The sequence below is a fragment of the Streptomyces sp. NPDC002889 genome, from assembly GCF_042888425.1.
In the GTDB taxonomy this organism is placed as follows: domain Bacteria; phylum Actinomycetota; class Actinomycetes; order Streptomycetales; family Streptomycetaceae; genus Streptomyces.
On sequence record NZ_JBIAPT010000007.1, the window covers coordinates 128,468 to 144,992 of the forward strand.

10 protein-coding genes and 1 pseudogene are annotated in these 16,525 nt (G+C 70.7%); 7 read left to right on the forward strand and 4 right to left on the reverse strand.

Annotated elements, in window-relative coordinates; translation table 11 throughout:
* The 3 genes from ACFYWI_RS12595 to ACFYWI_RS12605 form a co-directional block, all read right to left on the reverse strand.
* Positions 1–240: hypothetical protein (locus ACFYWI_RS12595; RefSeq protein ID WP_389229594.1), on the reverse strand; the 240-nt coding region annotated here is incomplete at its 3' end.
* Between the two features lie 180 nt (positions 241–420).
* Positions 421–3,393, reverse strand: coding sequence for a BTAD domain-containing putative transcriptional regulator (locus ACFYWI_RS12600; protein ID WP_389229597.1), 2,973 nt, complete (start codon positions 3,391–3,393; stop codon positions 421–423).
* 123 nt (positions 3,394–3,516) lie between these two features.
* Positions 3,517–4,326: a polysaccharide deacetylase family protein gene (locus ACFYWI_RS12605; protein ID WP_389229600.1), complete on the reverse strand. Its 810-nt coding sequence runs from the start codon at positions 4,324–4,326 to the stop codon at positions 3,517–3,519.
* Between the two features lie 180 nt (positions 4,327–4,506).
* On the opposite strand from ACFYWI_RS12605, the gene ACFYWI_RS12610 reads away from it, so the two are divergent.
* Positions 4,507–5,733, forward strand: coding sequence for an amidohydrolase family protein (locus ACFYWI_RS12610; RefSeq protein WP_389229603.1), 1,227 nt, complete (start codon positions 4,507–4,509; stop codon positions 5,731–5,733).
* A gap of 83 nt (positions 5,734–5,816) precedes the next feature.
* On the opposite strand, the pseudogene ACFYWI_RS12615 reads toward ACFYWI_RS12610, so the two are convergent.
* Positions 5,817–7,337 (reverse strand): annotated as a pseudogene (locus ACFYWI_RS12615) (alpha/beta hydrolase); the annotation flags it as partial.
* Between the two features lie 1,890 nt (positions 7,338–9,227).
* Between ACFYWI_RS12615 and ACFYWI_RS12620 the strand changes: the two are divergent.
* The 6 genes from ACFYWI_RS12620 (at position 9,228) to ACFYWI_RS12645 (ending at position 16,349) form a co-directional block, all read left to right on the forward strand.
* On the forward strand, positions 9,228–9,641 hold the full coding sequence (locus tag ACFYWI_RS12620; protein WP_389229606.1) for a PaaI family thioesterase: 414 nt from the start codon (positions 9,228–9,230) through the stop codon (positions 9,639–9,641).
* Positions 9,642–9,836: 195 nt separating this feature from the next.
* Positions 9,837–10,760: an LLM class F420-dependent oxidoreductase gene (locus ACFYWI_RS12625; RefSeq protein ID WP_389229609.1), complete on the forward strand. Its 924-nt coding sequence runs from the start codon at positions 9,837–9,839 to the stop codon at positions 10,758–10,760.
* A gap of 10 nt (positions 10,761–10,770) precedes the next feature.
* Positions 10,771–11,532, forward strand: coding sequence for an SDR family NAD(P)-dependent oxidoreductase (locus ACFYWI_RS12630; RefSeq protein WP_389229612.1), 762 nt, complete (start codon positions 10,771–10,773; stop codon positions 11,530–11,532).
* Positions 11,533–11,628: 96 nt separating this feature from the next.
* The gene (locus tag ACFYWI_RS12635) at positions 11,629–12,753 is read left to right on the forward strand and encodes an LLM class flavin-dependent oxidoreductase (protein WP_389229615.1); all 1,125 of its coding nucleotides are present in this window, start codon (positions 11,629–11,631) and stop codon (positions 12,751–12,753) included.
* A gap of 399 nt (positions 12,754–13,152) precedes the next feature.
* The gene (locus ACFYWI_RS12640) at positions 13,153–14,892 is read left to right on the forward strand and encodes an amidohydrolase family protein (RefSeq protein WP_389229618.1); all 1,740 of its coding nucleotides are present in this window, start codon (positions 13,153–13,155) and stop codon (positions 14,890–14,892) included.
* Positions 14,889–16,349, forward strand: coding sequence for an aldehyde dehydrogenase family protein (locus tag ACFYWI_RS12645; protein ID WP_389229621.1), 1,461 nt, complete (start codon positions 14,889–14,891; stop codon positions 16,347–16,349). The genes ACFYWI_RS12640 and ACFYWI_RS12645 overlap by 4 nt, the downstream gene beginning before the upstream one ends.
* Positions 16,350–16,525: the final 176 nt, after the last annotated feature.

The following is a 16,525-nucleotide window of genomic DNA, read 5'->3' on the forward strand; positions in this document are numbered from 1 at the left end:
GGTGACGGTGCCGTCCTTGGGCGGAGCGGGCGAGTGGTGGTCACCCATCGTGGTGAGACCGCCGTCGGCCGGCGGAACCGGAGAGTGGTGGTCACCGAGGGTGGTGACGGTGCCGTCCTTGGGCGGAGCGGGCGAGTGGTGGTCACCCATCGTGGTGAGACCGCCGTCGGCCGGCGGAACCGGAGAGTGGTGGTCACCCATCGTGGTGATCTGCTCGTCGTTCTTCTCGGCGCTGCTCATGGTTCTGTCCCCCATGTGATTGCCCGACATTACTGAAGGTGGCCTTCCGCCCGGAGACTCCCCCGAGGGTCGCCGGACAGAAGGCCAGTTGCGATCCGCTTGCCCCCCGACGCGGCGGATCGAATGCTCAGAGCATGTCGGACGAGCATAAACATTCGATGAACGCCCTGGCCGGAAGCCTCAGGCGGTGCTGAGCGGCGTGGAGAGCAGCGCCCTGACCTCTTCGGCCTCCGCGCCACCCGACTGCTCGTGCAACGAGAGCGCCTCGCGCCAGCAGGCACGCGCCCGGTCGACCTGGCCGAGACCGTCCAACGCCTTGCCCAAGGTGATCAGCACATTGCCCCGGGTGCGGTCGCCGCCGATGCATCCGATCGCGAGCGCCTGTTCGGCATGCTGCGCCGCCTGGGCGGGTCGGCGGGCCGAGAGATGGGCCTGGGCGATACGGAAATGGGTGGTGCCTTCCCACAGCCGCTGCCGGTTCGCCTCGAACCTGTCCAGAGCCTCCAGGAGTTGCTCCAGAGCCTCCGCGTGCCGCCCGGCCGCGGTCAGCGCGATACCCAGTGCGAAGCGGGCGTTGGCCAGCCGAAGGGTGTGTCCTATCCGGTCGTAGATGGCGACGCCTTCCTGGGCGAGCGCAATGCCCTCTTCGGGGCGGCCCATGACGACATGGATACGCGACAGATTGCACAGGGCAGTGGCTTCGCCGGGCAGGTTGCCGTCGGCCCGCGACCTCTCCATCGCCCGGCGCAGGTGCTCTTCGGCCTCCGGGCTGCGCCCTTGGTTGAAGGCGATGATGCCGCGGTCGTTGTCGGACCAGTAGACGGGCGCGGGGTCGTTCGCGGACATGGCGAGCAGGGCTGCCTGGGCGGCCTCCTCGTCGGCCTGCGCGTAACGGCCGGCCACCAGATGGACGTTGGTCACGGACGTGCGCGCACGCCCCTCGGTCCGGGGGTCGCCTGCGGCGCGGGCCGCTTCGAGCGCGCCGAAGGCCACCGATTCGTACACCTTCGAGTTGGCACCGGACTCGGCGAGATTTTGTGCCGCCCACAGCAGGTCCACGGCGCGCCGCAGCTGCGCCCCGGTGGACGCCTGCCTGGCGCAGGCCAGAAGGCAGTTCGCCTCCGCGTAGAGCCAGTCCTGGGCATCCTGCCGGTCCGTGAACGTCAGCCCCGCGTCCCCCGTCGGCTCCAGGTGGTCCACCAGCCGGTCACCCGGCCGCTCGATCGCGAACACCCGCGCCGCCGTGGCCAGATAGAAGTCCAGCAGCCGCGACAGCGCCGCCTCCCTCCCCTGGCCTTCGGCACGGGGGACCCCAGTCGGCGGCTGTTCGTCCCTCTCCGCGCAGGCACGCGCGTAGAGCCGCACCAGATCGTGGTACCGGTACCGCCCCGGTGCCGCCGACTCCAGCAGGGAGGTGTCGACCAGCGCCTCCAGCAGGTCCTCCGTCTCGTGGAGGGGAAGGTCCAGGACCGCCGCCGCCGCGGCCAGCGAGATGTCCGGGCCGTCCGCCAGGCCCAGCAGGCGGAAGGCGCGGGCCTGGCCCGGTTCGAGCTGGCCGTAGCCGAGTTCGAACGTGGCCTTCACCGCCAGGTCGCCCGCCTGGAGTTCGTCCAGCCGACGCCGCTCGTCGGCGAGCTTCGCGGCGAGCACCGACACCGTCCATGTGCGCCGTGCGGCCAGCCGCGAGGCTGCGATACGGATCGCCAGCGGCAGGAACCCGCACGCCGCGACCACGTCCAGTGCCGCCTCCCGCTCCGCGGTGACCCGCTCCGTGCCCACGATCCGGGTGAACAGCTGGAGCGCCTCCTCCGGCGACATCACATCGAGGTCCACCAGTTGCGCCCCGGCCAGGTCCACCATCCGCACACGGCTGGTGATCAGCGCGGCGCAACCCGCCGTGCCGGGCAGGAGGGGGCGGAGCTGGGCGGCGTCGCGCGCATTGTCGAGCAGGACGAGCACGCGTCGGCCGTCCAGTGTCGAGCGGTACAGCGCGGCCCGCTCGTCCAGTGTGTCCGGGATCGCGGAGTCGGCCGTGCCGAGCGCCCGCAGAAACGCGCCGAGCACCGTCTCCGGTTCGGCGGCCCTGTTACCGGTGCCCTGGAGGTCGACGTACAGCTGGCCGTCCGGGAAGTGCGGGCGCGCCTGGTGGGCGACATGGACCGCGAGGGTCGTCTTGCCGACGCCGCCGATACCGGCGAGTGCCGAGACCGCCATCACCGAGCCGTCGGCGGTGGCGAGTTGGTCGCCCAGCTCACGCACGAAGGAGGAGCGTCCGGTGAAGTCCGGGACGGTGGCCGGAAGTTGCGCGGGCCGGGTGACCGACGGCGTAGGGGGCTGTTCCTCGCTCGGGCGCGCCAGTTCCGCATCGGCCTGCAGGATCCGCTGTTGCAGACGGGCGAGTTCCGGCCGCGGGTCCACGCCCAGTTCCTCGGCGAGCAGCCGCCGGGTGTCGGCGTACACGGCCAGTGCCTCGGCCTGTCGTCCGCTGCGGTACAGCGCGAGCATCAGCAGTTCACGCAGCCGCTCCCGCAGCGGGTGCGCGGCGGTGAGCGCGGTCAGCTCCGAGACCGCCTCCGCGTGGCAGCCGACCTCCAGGTCGAGGTCGAGCCGGGTCTCCACCAGCTGCAGCCGCCACTCGTCGAGGCGGGCGCGCTGGGTCTCGGCGTACGGGCCCGGCACATTGGCCAGCGCCTCGCCGTCCCACAGGCCCAGGGCCTTGTTGATCAGACTGCGGGCCTGGCCGCGGTCCCCGGCGGCCCGTGCCTTGTCCGCCTCCGCGGTGAGCTCCTGAGCCACCGCCAGGTCGAGCGCATCGCTGCGCACCCGCAGTGCGTAGCCGCCGGACTCGCTGACCAGGACGTCCGCGGCGAGTGCCTTGCGCAGCCGGGAGGCGTACGTACGGACGGCGGCGAGCGCCTGCGAGGGCGGCTCGTCGCCCCAGATCGCGTCGATCAGCTCACCGGAGGTGGCGGTGCGTCCGTCGCGCAGCAGCAACGCGGCCAGAAGTGCGCGCTGTTGGGGCGAACCGGAGGGCAGCAACTCCCCGTCGCGCCAGGCCCGTACCGGCCCGAGCACGCTGAAGCGCAGGTCGACGACGTCGCTCTGGATCGGAGTCCGCTGCTTCGGTACGCGAGGCCCGCTGTCACGGTCCATTGCTGCTCCCTGCCCCGTACTGCCGGAAATCGCCCTCGACAGTCTGCCCTGTGAGGGGCCGCCCCGTCAGCAGCGGTGCACTTCCTCCTCGCACCGTCCCACAGCCGGCCGTGCCCAGTCTGATCAGGGACGATAGACGGTTCCCGGCTCCGGGGCGCCCGGCTGCAGGAGCTGCGGGACCGTGACGAAGGTGTAACCCCGCTTCTTCAGTTCGGCGATGATGCCGGGAACGGCGGGCACGGTTCCGTCGTAGATGTCGTGCAGCAGGATGATGCCGTCGCGTCCGGCCTGGTCGATTATCCGCTTCTTGATGAGCGCGGAGTCGGTGGTCGAGAAGTCCTTGGCGGTGGCGCTCCACAGGACCTGAGAGAGGCCGAGCTCCTTGCTGACCTCGGTGACGTCGTCGTTGATACGGCCCTGGGGCGGGCGCATCAGCCGGGGCTTCCGGCCGGTGATGTCCGCTATGGCGTCCTGGGTGAGGGACAGCTCCTCGCGTATCTCGTCCTTCTTCAGCTGATCGAGGCGGCGGTGCGACCAGGTGTGGTTGGCCACTTCATGCCCCTCGGCCGCCATGCGGCGCACGGTGTCCGGATGCTTGAGCACGTGGTTCTTGCCGAGCAGGAAGAACGTCGCGGGGACCTTCTCCTCCTTGAGGATGTCCAGCAGCCGGGGGGTGTCCTTGCCGGGCCCCGCGTCGAAGGTCAGGGCGATGCACTTGTCCTTGCCGCAGTCGGCGGTACCGGCGGCGGGGAGCGGCGGCTTGGCGCCCCGTCCGGCGCCGGGCCGTGCGTCGTCGGACGCCGGAGCCGGGTGCTTCCTGGCGTCGGCGGGCGAGGTGGTCTCCATCGAGCAGCCGCCGAGTACGAGCGCGAGGGAGAGCGCGCCGAGGGCGGTGGCCATCCTGGCTCTGGGACGGTGGGTCCTGTTGGGCATGGCGTGCTTCCCCCTCTGTGATGGCGTGCCGGAGCACGGGATGCGGCGTCGTGCCGCTGGTCGGTCCGTGCGCGTCGCGCACTATATGCAGGGTGTATAGGCGGCGTTCACGCCGGGTCCCCCCGACCGGGCGCCGTCGGCGTAGCTGACGCATCGTCAGATCAGCGCTACCGTGAATCCATGGAGACCTTCCCCAAGATCATCTCGGTGGACGACCACACGGTGGAGCCCCCCAACGTCTGGCGGGACCGGCTCCCGTCGAAGTACCACGACATCGGCCCGCGCATCGTCCGGGCGCCGCTGAAGAAGATGACCTTCATGGGCGGGAAGTTCGCCCCCGTGATGGGCGAGCGGGGCGACGACGGACCGGTGGGCGACTGGTGGGTGTACGAGGACCTGCACCGGCCGCTCACCCGTCTCGACACAGCCGTCGGCTACGACCGCGACGAGATCAGGCTCGAGATCATCACCTACGAGCAGATGCGGCCGGGCTCGTACTGCGTGCCGGACCGGCTCGCCGACATGGACGTCAACCACGTCCAGTCCGCGCTGTGCTTCCCGACGTTCCCGCGCTTTTGCGGCCAGACCTTCACCGAGGCCTCGGACCGCGAGCTCGGACTGCTCTGCGTGCGCGCGTACAACGACTGGATGGTGGAGGAGTGGTGCGGCCTCGAAGCGCGGGGCCGGCTCATCCCGCTGACCCTCATCCCGCTGTGGGACGCGGAACTGGCGGCCGCGGAGGTCCGCCGCAACGCGGCCCGGGGCGTGCGGGCGGTCGCCTTCTCCGAGATACCCCCGCACCTCGGGCTCCCCTCCGTCCACACGGACGCCTGGGACCCCTTTCTGCGGGCCTGCGACGAGACCGGCACGGTCGTCGCGATGCACATCGGGTCCTCATCGAGGATGCCGTCCACCTCGGCGGACGCCCCGCCCGCGGTCGGTTCCACGATCACCTTCGCCAACTGCTGCTTCTCGATGGTCGACTGGCTGATGAGCGGCAAGTTCGAACGCTTCCCCGGCCTGAAGATCATGTACGCGGAGGGTCAGATCGGCTGGATCCCGTACATCCTGGAACGCGCGGACGTGGTCTGGGAGGAGAACCGCGCCTGGGGCGGCGTCGCGGACAAGGTGACCCGCCCGCCGTCCGAACTGTTCGCGGAACACGTCTACGGCTGTTTCTTCGACGACGCCTTCGGCCTGAGGAACCTGGACGCGATCGGTACCGGGAACGTGCTGTACGAGACGGACTACCCGCACTCGGACTCGACCTGGCCCAAGTCCAAGGAGGTCGGCGAGACCCAGATGGGCCACCTGGACCCGGACGTGGTGGACCGCATCGTGCGCGGGAACGCGATCGAGCTGCTGGGCCTGACGCACGACGGCCTCTGGCCCGGCCCGGGGGCGTGACGTCCGCCGTCGTTGCGCATGGCCGGTGCCGGTGCCGGTGCCGGCGTGGTGAAGGGCTGGGTGTCCTGTTCGCACGTGGCGCCGACAGGGGGGAGGGCACCGCTGAGGAAGTAGCGGACCGCATGGCGGTCGACGCAGCTGCTCGGGTTGTCCAGTGCGGTGTGACCGTACCCGTCGAGGGTGAGCAGGCGGGCGTCGGCGAGCTCCTGGGCCATGGCCTTGCCTCCCTGGTAAGGGGTGGCAGGGTCGTAGGTCGGATTGACCACGAGAACGGGGTGCGCGGTGGGCCGGTCCCAGGGGCCGGCGTAGCGCGCCGCGGCTGTCGCCGGCCAGGCCGTACACGGCTCGGCGGCCCAGACCCACCAGTGCCCGAGGTCTCCCGCTCGCTCGGTGCTCAACCGGTCCAGTGCGACGTACCGTTCGGCGGAGCGCGGGTTGGGGCTCTCCGGGCACAGCACACCGAGGAGCTGTTCGAAGCCGGGATATGCCGGGGGGCCGGGAGGCGGCGAGGGTTCCTCGGGCGCGCGGCCCTGCCACAGCGTCTGCAGTGCCTCCGCTGTGCTGGTCCAGCCCGGGTGGACCGTGTAGAGCCCGCCCCGGACTTCGCTGACGGTTCTCGTGTAGGTCCACGCCCCCACAGGCCGTTCGGCGAGGCGCCGCAACAGCTCGGTGAACTTGGCCCGGGTCGCCGCCGGGTTTCCTGCGGAGAAGGCACAACGGCCGGCAGGGGCACGACCGCACAGTTCGAGGAACTGTCCAAGCGTGCCGGCCGAGCCCAGATCCGACTCCAGGCGCAGGAAGGTGCTCAGCTCCGGCTCGTTCCTCGAACCGCCGTTCACCCAGGCTTGCGGATCGACGTTCCCGTCCAACAGCAGGTGGCCGACGCGGGACGGGAACATGTTCGCGTAGGTCGCCCCGAGGAAGGTGCCGTACGAGATTCCCCAGTAGCTGAGCTGCTGTTCACCCACTGCCTGGCGCAACCGGTCGAGGTCACGGGCGGTGTCGGCGGTGGAGACATGGCGCAGCAAGTCCGGGTCGCGCTGCTCACAGCGTCGAGCGAGATCGGCATACGCCGTGATGTGGGATCTGCGCTCCGCCTCACCGACGGGAAACGGAGGAACGCGCGAAATCCAATTTCCGGCCTCCTCCGCGGTGGCGAAACACCGCACCGCGGTGCTCTGTCCGATGCCACGCGGGTCCCAGCTGACGATGTCGAACCGCTCGCGCAGCCGCTCGGGAAACTTCTCGTACAGCTGAGGCAGTCCTGCCGTCCCCGGGCCACCGGGCCCGCCGGGGTTGAAGAACAACGATCCGGCCCGCCGACCGGGAGCCGTCGCCCTGTGCCTGATCACCGCCAGTTCGATGGTGCGCCACCGGGGGCGGGCGTAATCCAGCGGCACATTCGCCACCGCGCACTCAAAGCCCTGCTGCGCCTCACCTTCACAGGGCTTCCATTGCAGCACCGTCTCCTCGCCGCCCACGGGCGCTCCTCCGCGGGACGGCTCAGCCGCGCCGGAACCGGTCACGACGGCGGAGGAGAGCAGCAGGGCCGCCGCGGCACACACGGCACCATGGCCTATCGCGCTCGCGGTGACTCCGGGCATCGGCAGACCTTTCCTGCGGAAGGTGACTCGGAACAGGCACCGACCGACGGCAGGCCCACCGCCATACCACCGGCCTCACCCGCGAGGGGCAACCGACACGCATCCGAACGGGTGGCACTGATGCTTCACGTGCGGGCAGGACAGTCCCGGGGTGGCCGGGGTGGGGCGCGTGGAGCGGGGGGCCGATGGGTCCGGGGTCCGGGTCCGGGGGGTGTGGTTGTGGGCCGGTCCGGGGCCGGTCTCGGGTTTGGCCGGGTCCGGGGGTGTGGTGTGGGCCGGTCTGGGGGTTGGCCGGGTCCGGGGGTGTGGTGTGGGGCCGGTCTCGGGTTTGGCCGGGTTGGTGGGTGTGGCGTGGGGCCGGTCTCGGGGTTGGCCGGGTTGGTGGGTGTGGTGTGGGGCCGCCCTCCTGGTCTTGATGGTGGCGGCTTCGGGTCGGGCGTCAAGGGCGCTCGGTCGTTCCTCCCTCGCGTCGCCGTTGGCGATTTCGCTTCGCTTCACCCTTGACCCCCGCCCCTCCACCGCCGGGAAATGCTCTTGGGAGGGCGGCCGGGGGAAAGGTGCGGCGCAGGGGGTCCGTCCGGTGCCGTTCGTTTCGGGCGGCTGCGGGCCGTGGGTGGGTGCGCGGCAGTTGAATGGGGCGGTGACGGGCGAGCTCAGCGACCGCAGGCATGTTCCGGGCTGGGTTCAGGACCGCTGATCACTGTGCGGGGTGAGGAGAGGGCTGGGGCCGCTCGCCGTGCGCGGTCCGCGGGCCGGTGGGTGGGTTGCGCGGCAGTTGAATGGGGCGGTGGCGCGTCAGCTCAGCGGCTGTCGGCCGTCGGGGAGCCGGGGTTCAGGCCCCGCTGGTCACCGTCCGGGGTGAGGAGAGGGCCAGCGCGGGCCGAGGCGGTGGGCGGCTGCGGATGGTAGGGGCGCGGGCACTCCCGGGAGCGCACCCAATGCCCGATATCTCCCTCAATGTCCCGTGTATGGATCAGGTCGTGTACGCGGATTCCGGTGAGACCGGAATCCGCGTACAAGAACTCAGGGGGGGGTCGCTATGCCCCTTTTGCCCCACGGGATTGCCGGGCGACGCTCCCACGCACCCACTTCCCCCACCACCGAACAGTGACCAGCGGGCCTGAACCCCAACTTACAGACCAGCGCCACCCACCGAGCCGGCCCGGGCCACCCCACTCAACCCCCGTGCACCACCCACCGCACAGTGACCAGCGGTCCTGAACCCCAGCCCGGAACATGCCTGCGGTCGCTGAGCTCGCCCGTCACCGCCCCATTCAACTGCCGCGCACCCACCCACCCACCGGCCCGCGGACCGCGCACGGCGAACGGCCCCAGCCCACCTCCAGCGGCCCCCTTCCCCCCGGCCGCCCTCCCAAGTGCATTTCTTGGCGGTGGAGGGGCGGGGGTCAAGGGTGAAGCGCAGCGAAATCGCCAACGGCGACGCGAGGGCGGAACGACCGAGCGCCCTTGACGCCCGACCCGAAGCCGCCACCATCAAGACCAGGAGGGCGGCCCCACATCACACCCACCAACCCGGCCAAACCCGAGACCGGCCCCACACCACACCCACCAACCCGGCCAAACCCGAGACCGGCCCCACACCACACCCACCAACCCGGCCAAACCCGAGACCGGCCCCACGCCACACCCTCGGGCCTGGCTGCCGCCGGGCGGCCCCGCGTCGCGCTTTCGGGTCTGGCTGCTGCCGGCTCACCCGCGTCGCGCCCTCCGGTCCCGGCTCATCCCCGGGGTGGCCCCGCGTCGCGCCCTTGGTCCCGGCTCAGGCCGAGACCAGCCCCCACCGCACCCCCCAACCGGCCACCCCTGGGGGAAACGCGCATCGAGGCGTGCCCGCTACCCGGGTGCGGGTCGGCGCGGGAGCATTGGGGCATGACGCTGACCACCGCTGAAGCGGACAAGATCCTTGCCGACAACTTCGCGCCCTGGGTGCTCGAACTCGGCCTCTCCGTCGAGGAGGCGGGCGACCTGCACGCCGTGCTGAGGCTGCCATGGACCGACCGGCTCGCCCGCGAGGGTGGCGCGCTCTCCGGGCAGGCGCTGATGGCCGCCGCCGACACCGCGACCGTGATCGCGGTCTCGTGCGCCCGCGGCGGCTTCGTGCCGATGACCACGGTCCAGATGTCGACAACCTTCCAGCGCGCGGTCGTCGGTGCGGACGTCCTGGTCGACGCCCGCATCACCAAGCTGGGCAAGCGCATGGCGTTCGCGGACATCACAATGACGGCCGAGGGCGCGCCCGAACCCGCCGCCCGCGCCTCCACGGTCTACGCGCTGCTCGGCTGACTGCCGCGAGAAGGCGTACGCCGCGACCGTGACGCCTTCTCCGGCCACGTGCTCTCGTCCTCGTCCGCGGCGGCGGGCGTCACTCCGGACAGGGCCGGCGAACCCTGGGTCGCACACCCCTTGTCTGGTGGACCGTCAGCCAAGACCATGGTGGTCCGTCGAATGTGACGGATCGTCAGATAGAGGGGATGGGTCATGGTGGCGTACGGGATGCAGCTCCCCGTCCAGTCGCAGAGCACCATCTACGCCGAATCCTGGGAGGCCGCCGCCGGGCCGGGTGATCTTCTCGAGGTCGCCCGGACCGCCGACCGGACCGGCTTCGCCTACATCGCGGTCTGCGACCATGTCGCGATCCCGCGCCGCCTCGCCGCCGCCATGTCCACCGTCTGGTACGACCCGGTGGCCACCCTCTCCTTCCTCGCCGCGGCGACCGAGCGCGTACGGCTCCTCAGTCATGTCGCCGTCATAGGGCTGCGCCACCCGCTTCTCACCGCCAAGCAGTACGCGACCCTCGACCACCTCTCCCGCGGCCGGCTGATCCTCGGGGTCGGCGCCGGGCATGTGCGCGAGGAGTTCGAGGTGCTCGGCGCGGACTTCGAGCGGCGCGGGCTTGTACTCGACGAGAGCATCGACGCGCTCAGGGCCGCCCTCGGTCCGGAGGAGTTTCCGTCCTTCGAAGGGGAACGGTTCGCCTTCGGCGACCTCGGCCAGCGGCCCCGCCCCGCCCAGCCCCGCGTACCCGTCTGGATCGGCGGATCGTCCCCCGCCGCCCTGCGGCGCGCCGCGCTCAAGGGCGACGGCTGGCTCCCGCAGGGCGACCCGCGCGACAAGCTGGCCGCGCAGATAGCCAAGGTGAGGCAGAAGAGGCAGGACGCGGGGATCTCCGCCCCCATCGGGATCGGCGCGATCACCGAACCGCTGTACGTCGGCGACGCCGCCTGGGACGTGGGCAGACGCACCCTGACCGGCAAGCCCGATGCCCTCGCCGATTCCCTGCGGGCCTACGGCGCGATGGGCGTGGACCAGATCCAGGTGCGGTTCCGCAGCCGGAGCCGCAGCGAACTCACCGACCAGATGGCGGCGTTCGCCGCCGATGTCGTACCTCACCTCGACGCTTAGGAGTACGGGCATGGGCAAGCTGGACGGGCGGGTCGTCCTCATCACGGGCGCGGCCCGAGGCCAGGGCGAGCAGGAGGCCCGGCTCTTCGCCGCACAGGGCGCGAACGTGGTCATCGCCGATGTCCTGGACGACGAGGGTGGGGCCCTGGCGAAGGAACTGGGGGAGGACGTGGCGCGCTACGTCCACCTCGATGTGAGCCAGGAGGCCGAGTGGGCCGCCGCCGTCGCCGCGGCCACGGACGCCTTCGGCCGCATCGACGGCCTGGTCAACAACGCGGGCATCCTGCGCTTCAACGAGCTGGTGAGCACCCCGCTCGAGGAGTTCCAGCAGATCGTCCAGGTCAACCAGGTCGGCGTGTTCCTGGGCATCAAGACCGTCGCCCCCGAGATCGAGGCGGCCGGCGGAGGCACGATAGTGAACACCGCCTCGTACGCCGGTCTCACCGGGATGACCTTCGTCGGCGCGTACGCGGCCACCAAGCACGCCATCGTCGGCCTCACCCGGGTCGCAGCCCTGGAGCTTGCCCCGAAGGGGATCCGGGTCAACGCCGTGTGCCCGGGCGCCGTGGACACCGCGATGAGCAATCCGGACGGCGCTGATCCGGGGGCGCTGGACGATCTCTACCGGACGCTGGTGCCGCTGGGCCGGGTCGGGCGGCCCGAGGAGGTGGCGAGGCTGGCGCTCTTCCTGACCGGCGAGGAGTCCTCGTACATCACGGGCCAGCCGTTCGTCATCGACGGCGGCTGGCTGGCCGGCGTCAGCATTCTCTGACGCACCGTCAGGTATTGACGATGCGGACATGCGGTGGAACAGTCGATCCCATCCAGATCTGACGTGTCGTCAGAAACAGTAGGACGGTGAACCCCCTTGGAATTCGGGCTCTTTGTACAGGGGTATGTCGGCAAGCGCGCCGAGACCGACCCCCTCGCCGAGCACAAGGCGCTGATGGAGGAGACCGAGTACGTCATCCAGGCGGACAAGTCCGGGTTCAAGTACGCCTGGGCCTCCGAGCACCATTTCCTGGAGGAGTACTCCCACCTGTCGGCCAGCGATGTCTACCTCGGCTACCTCGCGCATGCGACGGACCGTATCCATCTCGGCTCGGGCATCTTCAACCCGCTCGCCCCGGTCAACCACCCGGTGAAGGTCGCCGAGAAGGTCGCCATGCTCGACCATCTCTCCGAGGGCCGCTTCGAGTTCGGCTCGGGCCGCGGTGCCGGCTCCCACGAGATCCTCGGGTTCCTGCCGGGCATCACCGACATGAACCACACCAAGGAGATCTGGGAAGAGACCATCGCCGAGTTCCCCAGGATGTGGCTCCAGGAGGAGTACCCCGGCTTCCAGGGCAAGCACTGGTCCCTGCCGCCGCGCAAGATCCTGCCCAAGCCGTACGGCAAGGCCCACCCGGCCATGTGGTACGCCGCCGGCTCCCCCTCCTCGTACGCCATGGCGGGCAGGAAGGGCCTCGGCGTCCTCGGCTTCAGCGTGCAGAAGGTCTCCGACATGGAGTGGGTCGTCGAGTCGTACAAGACGGCCGTCAAGGAGGCCAGGGCGATCGGCGCGTACGTCAACGACAACGTGATGGTGACGTCCACGGCCATATGCGCCGAGACCCACGACAAGGCGGTCGAGATTGCGGTCGGCGGCGGCCTCAACTACCTGCAGTCGCTGCTCTTCCGCTACCACGACACCTTCCCGCGCCCCGACGGCATTCCCGAGTGGCCGGAACTGCTGCCCGAGTACACCGCCGAGATCATCGAACTGCTCATCGCCGAGGAACTGATGATCTGCGGCGACCCGGCCGAGGTGCTCCAGCAGTGCAAGCGCTGGGAACAGGCGGGCGCGGACCAGCTGTCGTTCGGGCTGCCGATCGGGATCTCGTACGAGGACACGATGACGACGATCAAGCTGATCGGCGAGCACGTGATCCCTCAGATCGACACGGACCCGGTGCACCGGACAACCCGCTTCCGCGAGGCCGCGGGCGCGTAACGGGGCGCGCGGCGCGCTTCCCGAGCTGGGCGCAAGCCCCAGACCCCGTACGGCCTGAGCTGGGGGTACCTCCCACGCCCGTAGGGCGTAGGGCGTAGGGGGGAGTGTCCCCCCGGACGAAGTCTGGGGATGAGGCACGGGGGCTGGGGCGGAGCCCCAGTTCGGGACGGGGGCACCTCCCACGGCCGCCCGGCCGTAGGGGAGGGCGGGCAGGGGAACAACCCCCGCCCCACAGAACGCGGGTGGCGCCTTCCCGGACCGCCACCCGCCCCGGCCCGGCCGGAGGGCTACGCGGCCGCGGCCGGCCGCGACGCCCCCGACCGGGCCACGCCCCACGGCTGAGTCACCCCCCCGACCGGGCCACGCCCCGCGCAGTCTCCGCAGAGAGAGGGACGTCCCATGCTCGACCACCTCATCCGAAACGCAACCGTCGTCGACGGCACCGGCGCCCTCGCGCGCGCCGCCGACATCGGCATACGCGAGGGTCGCATCGCCGTCGTCGCCGCGCCCGGCACCGTCACCGAAGCGGCCCGTACCAGCGAGGACGCGACCGGCCTCGTCCTCGCCCCCGGCTTCGTCGACCCGCACACCCACTACGACGCGCAGCTGTTCTGGGACCCGTACGCCACGCCCTCGATGAACCACGGCGTCACCACGGTCGCGGGCGGCAACTGCGGTTTCACCCTTGCCCCGTTGAACCCTGACCGCCCCGAGGACGCCGACTACACGCGCCGCATGATGTCCAAGGTCGAGGGCATGTCCCTGGTCGCCCTGGAGGAGGGCGCGCCCTGGAACTGGCACACCTTCGGCGAGTACCTGGACGCCCTCGAAGGCCGGATCGCTGTCAACGCGGGCTTCATGGTGGGCCATTGCGCCCTGCGCCGCCATGTCATGGGTCCGGACGCGGTCGGCGGCCGGCCCACCCCCGAGCAGCTCGACGAGATGCTCGGTCTCTTCCACGACGCCATGGACGCCGGCGCCTGGGGTCTGTCGACCACTCGGTCCTCCACACACTCCGACGGCGACGGCAAACCCGTCGCCTCCCGTCATGCCGACCCCGCCGAACTGCTCGCCCTCTCGCGTGCCGTCGCCGAGCACGAGGGCACTCAGCTCGAAGCGATCGTGGGGGGCTGCCTCGACCAGTTCTCGGACGACGAGATCGACCTCTTCGTCGAGATGAGCGCCGCCGCAGGCCGCCCGCTCAACTGGAACGTCCTCACCATCGACGCCGCCGTACCCGAACGCGTCCCGCGCCAGCTCGTCCCCTCCGAACGGGCCCGCAAGGCCGGCGGCCGGATCGTCGCCCTGACCATGCCGATCCTCACCCCCATGAACATGTCGCTCGGCACCTTCTGCGCGCTCAACCTGATCCCCGGCTGGGGCGAGATCCTCGCCCTGTCCGTCCCCGAGCGGATCGGGAAACTCCGGGACCCTGCCGTCCGCGCCGAAATGCTGCGCCGCGCCGCCTCCAAGGAGGCCGGCGTCTTCCGCCGCCTCGCGAACTTCGAGCGGTACGTCATCGGCGACACCTACTGCGACGCGAACCAGGGCCTCACCGGCCGGGTCGTCCGCGACATCGCCGCCGAACGCGGCCAGGACCCCTTCCACTGCCTCGTCGAGATCTGCGCCGATGACGACCTGCGTACGGTCCTGTGGCCCATGCCCGCCGACAACGATCCGGCGTCCTGGGCCCTGCGCGCCGAGACCTGGCAGCACGAGGACGTCATGCTCGGCGGCTCGGACGCGGGCGCGCATCTGGACCGGATGTGCGGAGCGCCGTACACCACCCGCTTCCTCGGTGACTGTCTGCGCGGACGCAGGCTGGCCTCGCTGGAGGAGGCGGTGAAGATGCTCACCGACGACCCTGCGCAGCTCTTCGGTCTGCGTGAACGCGGCCGGATCGTCGAGGGCCACCACGCGGACCTGGTCCTCTTCGACCCCGAGCGGATCGACGCCGGCCCGGCGACCCTCGTCCACGACCTGCCGGGGGAAAGCCCGCGTCTGGACTCGCGGGCGGTCGGCATCGTGTCCGTACGCGTCAACGGCGTCGAGACCATCCGCGACGACGAGGTCACGGGGGCGATCCCGGGCCGGGTGCTGCGCTCGGGCCGCGACACCAGGACGGTGAGCACGAGGTGAGCAAGGCGCAGCGGCTGTACATAGGAGGGGAGTGGACCGAGCCGGACCGCGGCCACTACGAGGTGATCGACCCGGCGACCGAGGAGCCCGTCGGCCTGGCCCCGGAGGCGAGCCGCGACCAGGTGTACGAGGCAGCGGCCGCTGCCCGCGACGCCTTCGAGCCCTGGTCCCGTACGGCCCCCGAGGAGCGCGCGGCGGTCCTGGACCGGGCCGCGGATGTGATCCGGCGCGAGTTCGAGGCGTACGCGGACCTCGCCCGCGCCGAGACAGGGGCGACGACCGGCACCGCCCGTGGAATGCAGGTCGCCGTGGGGGTCTCCCGCTTCCGGCGGTACGCGAAGGGCGCGCTGGAGCCCGTTGAACGGGGCCTGCCCCCGCAGATCAACGAGGCGGGCCCGATGGGCAGGGCCGGGATCTTCGGCGCGCTGGCCGCCCGCCGCCCGGTCGGCGTGGTCACCTGCATCACCTCGTACAACAACCCGTGGGCGAACCCGGCCGGCAAGGTCGCACCCGCGCTCGCCATGGGCAACACGGTCGTCGTGAAGCCCGCCCCGCAGGACCCGCTGTCGGTCTACCGGATGGCTCAGGCCCTGGAAGAGGCGGGAGCGCCGCCCGGTGTCGTGAACGTCGTCTCCGGATCCCGTACGGAGGTCGGCGAGGCGGCCGTCGACTCGCCCGACGTCGACATGGTCAGCTTCACCGGCTCGACGGCCGTGGGCCAGTGCATCGGCGAGGTGTGCGGGCGGGCGATGAAGCGGCAGCTGATGGAGCTGGGCGGCAAGGGTGCCGCGGTCGTCTTCGACGATGCCGACCTCGACTCCGCGGTCATGGGCATCGGCACGACCTTCGCCTTCTACAGCGGCCAGATCTGCACGGCGCCGACGCGCGTGCTGGCCCAGCGGGCGGTGTACGACAGCCTGATCGAGAAGCTCACGGGCTACCTGGCCTTCATGAAGGTCGGAGACCCGATGGCGCGGGGCACGGTGGTCGGGCCGGTGATCTCCGCGGTGCACCGCGACCGGATCGAGTCGTACGTCGAACTGGGCAAGAAGGAGGGCGCGCGGCTGGTCGTGGGTGGCGAGCGCCCCGATTTCGCGCGCGGCTTCTATGTCGCTCCGACGCTTTTCGCGGACTGCACCAACGAAATGCGTGTCGTACGGGAGGAGATCTTCGGCCCGGTCGTGGTCGTGGTCCCCTTCGACGACGAGGAGGAGGGCATCGCGCTCGCCAATGACAGCGACTACGGGCTGATCGACTACGTCTGGTCGGGGGACGCGGCGCGGGCCTTCCGGGTGGCGCGGCGGCTGCGGGCCGGCGGGGTCGGGGTGAACACGATCGGCCGGAACATGGAGGCGCCGTTCGGGGGGTTCAAGAAGAGCGGAGTGGGCCGCGATGTCGGCTCGTACGCCCTGCACGCGTACAGCGAACTGCAGGCGATCGTCTGGCCCGGTGGCTGAGACAGGAACGTCACCGGAAAATTTCGAAAGAGGGCAAAACGGACACTGCTGCGGTTTTCGCAATCCGGAACCCTTGGGGTGATGCCTTTTGATATCTTGGTCAATCGCTGGTTGATCTTTTGAATGACAGTACATTCCGGCGCTTTATGGCCAGTATCCAAGGTTCGATAGTCGGA

What these genes read in the sequence shown, in the direction of transcription:
- ACFYWI_RS12620 (WP_389229606.1), top strand. Translation starts at nt 9,228, where the DNA reads ATGACGCTGACCACCGCTGAAGCGGACAAGATCCTTGCCGACAACTTC.
- ACFYWI_RS12600 (WP_389229597.1), bottom strand. Translation starts at nt 3,393, where the DNA reads ATGGACCGTGACAGCGGGCCTCGCGTACCGAAGCAGCGGACTCCGATC.
- ACFYWI_RS12605 (WP_389229600.1), bottom strand. Translation starts at nt 4,326, where the DNA reads ATGCCCAACAGGACCCACCGTCCCAGAGCCAGGATGGCCACCGCCCTC.
- ACFYWI_RS12625 (WP_389229609.1), top strand. Translation starts at nt 9,837, where the DNA reads ATGGTGGCGTACGGGATGCAGCTCCCCGTCCAGTCGCAGAGCACCATC.
- ACFYWI_RS12610 (WP_389229603.1), top strand. Translation starts at nt 4,507, where the DNA reads ATGGAGACCTTCCCCAAGATCATCTCGGTGGACGACCACACGGTGGAG.
- ACFYWI_RS12640 (WP_389229618.1), top strand. Translation starts at nt 13,153, where the DNA reads ATGCTCGACCACCTCATCCGAAACGCAACCGTCGTCGACGGCACCGGC.
- ACFYWI_RS12630 (WP_389229612.1), top strand. Translation starts at nt 10,771, where the DNA reads ATGGGCAAGCTGGACGGGCGGGTCGTCCTCATCACGGGCGCGGCCCGA.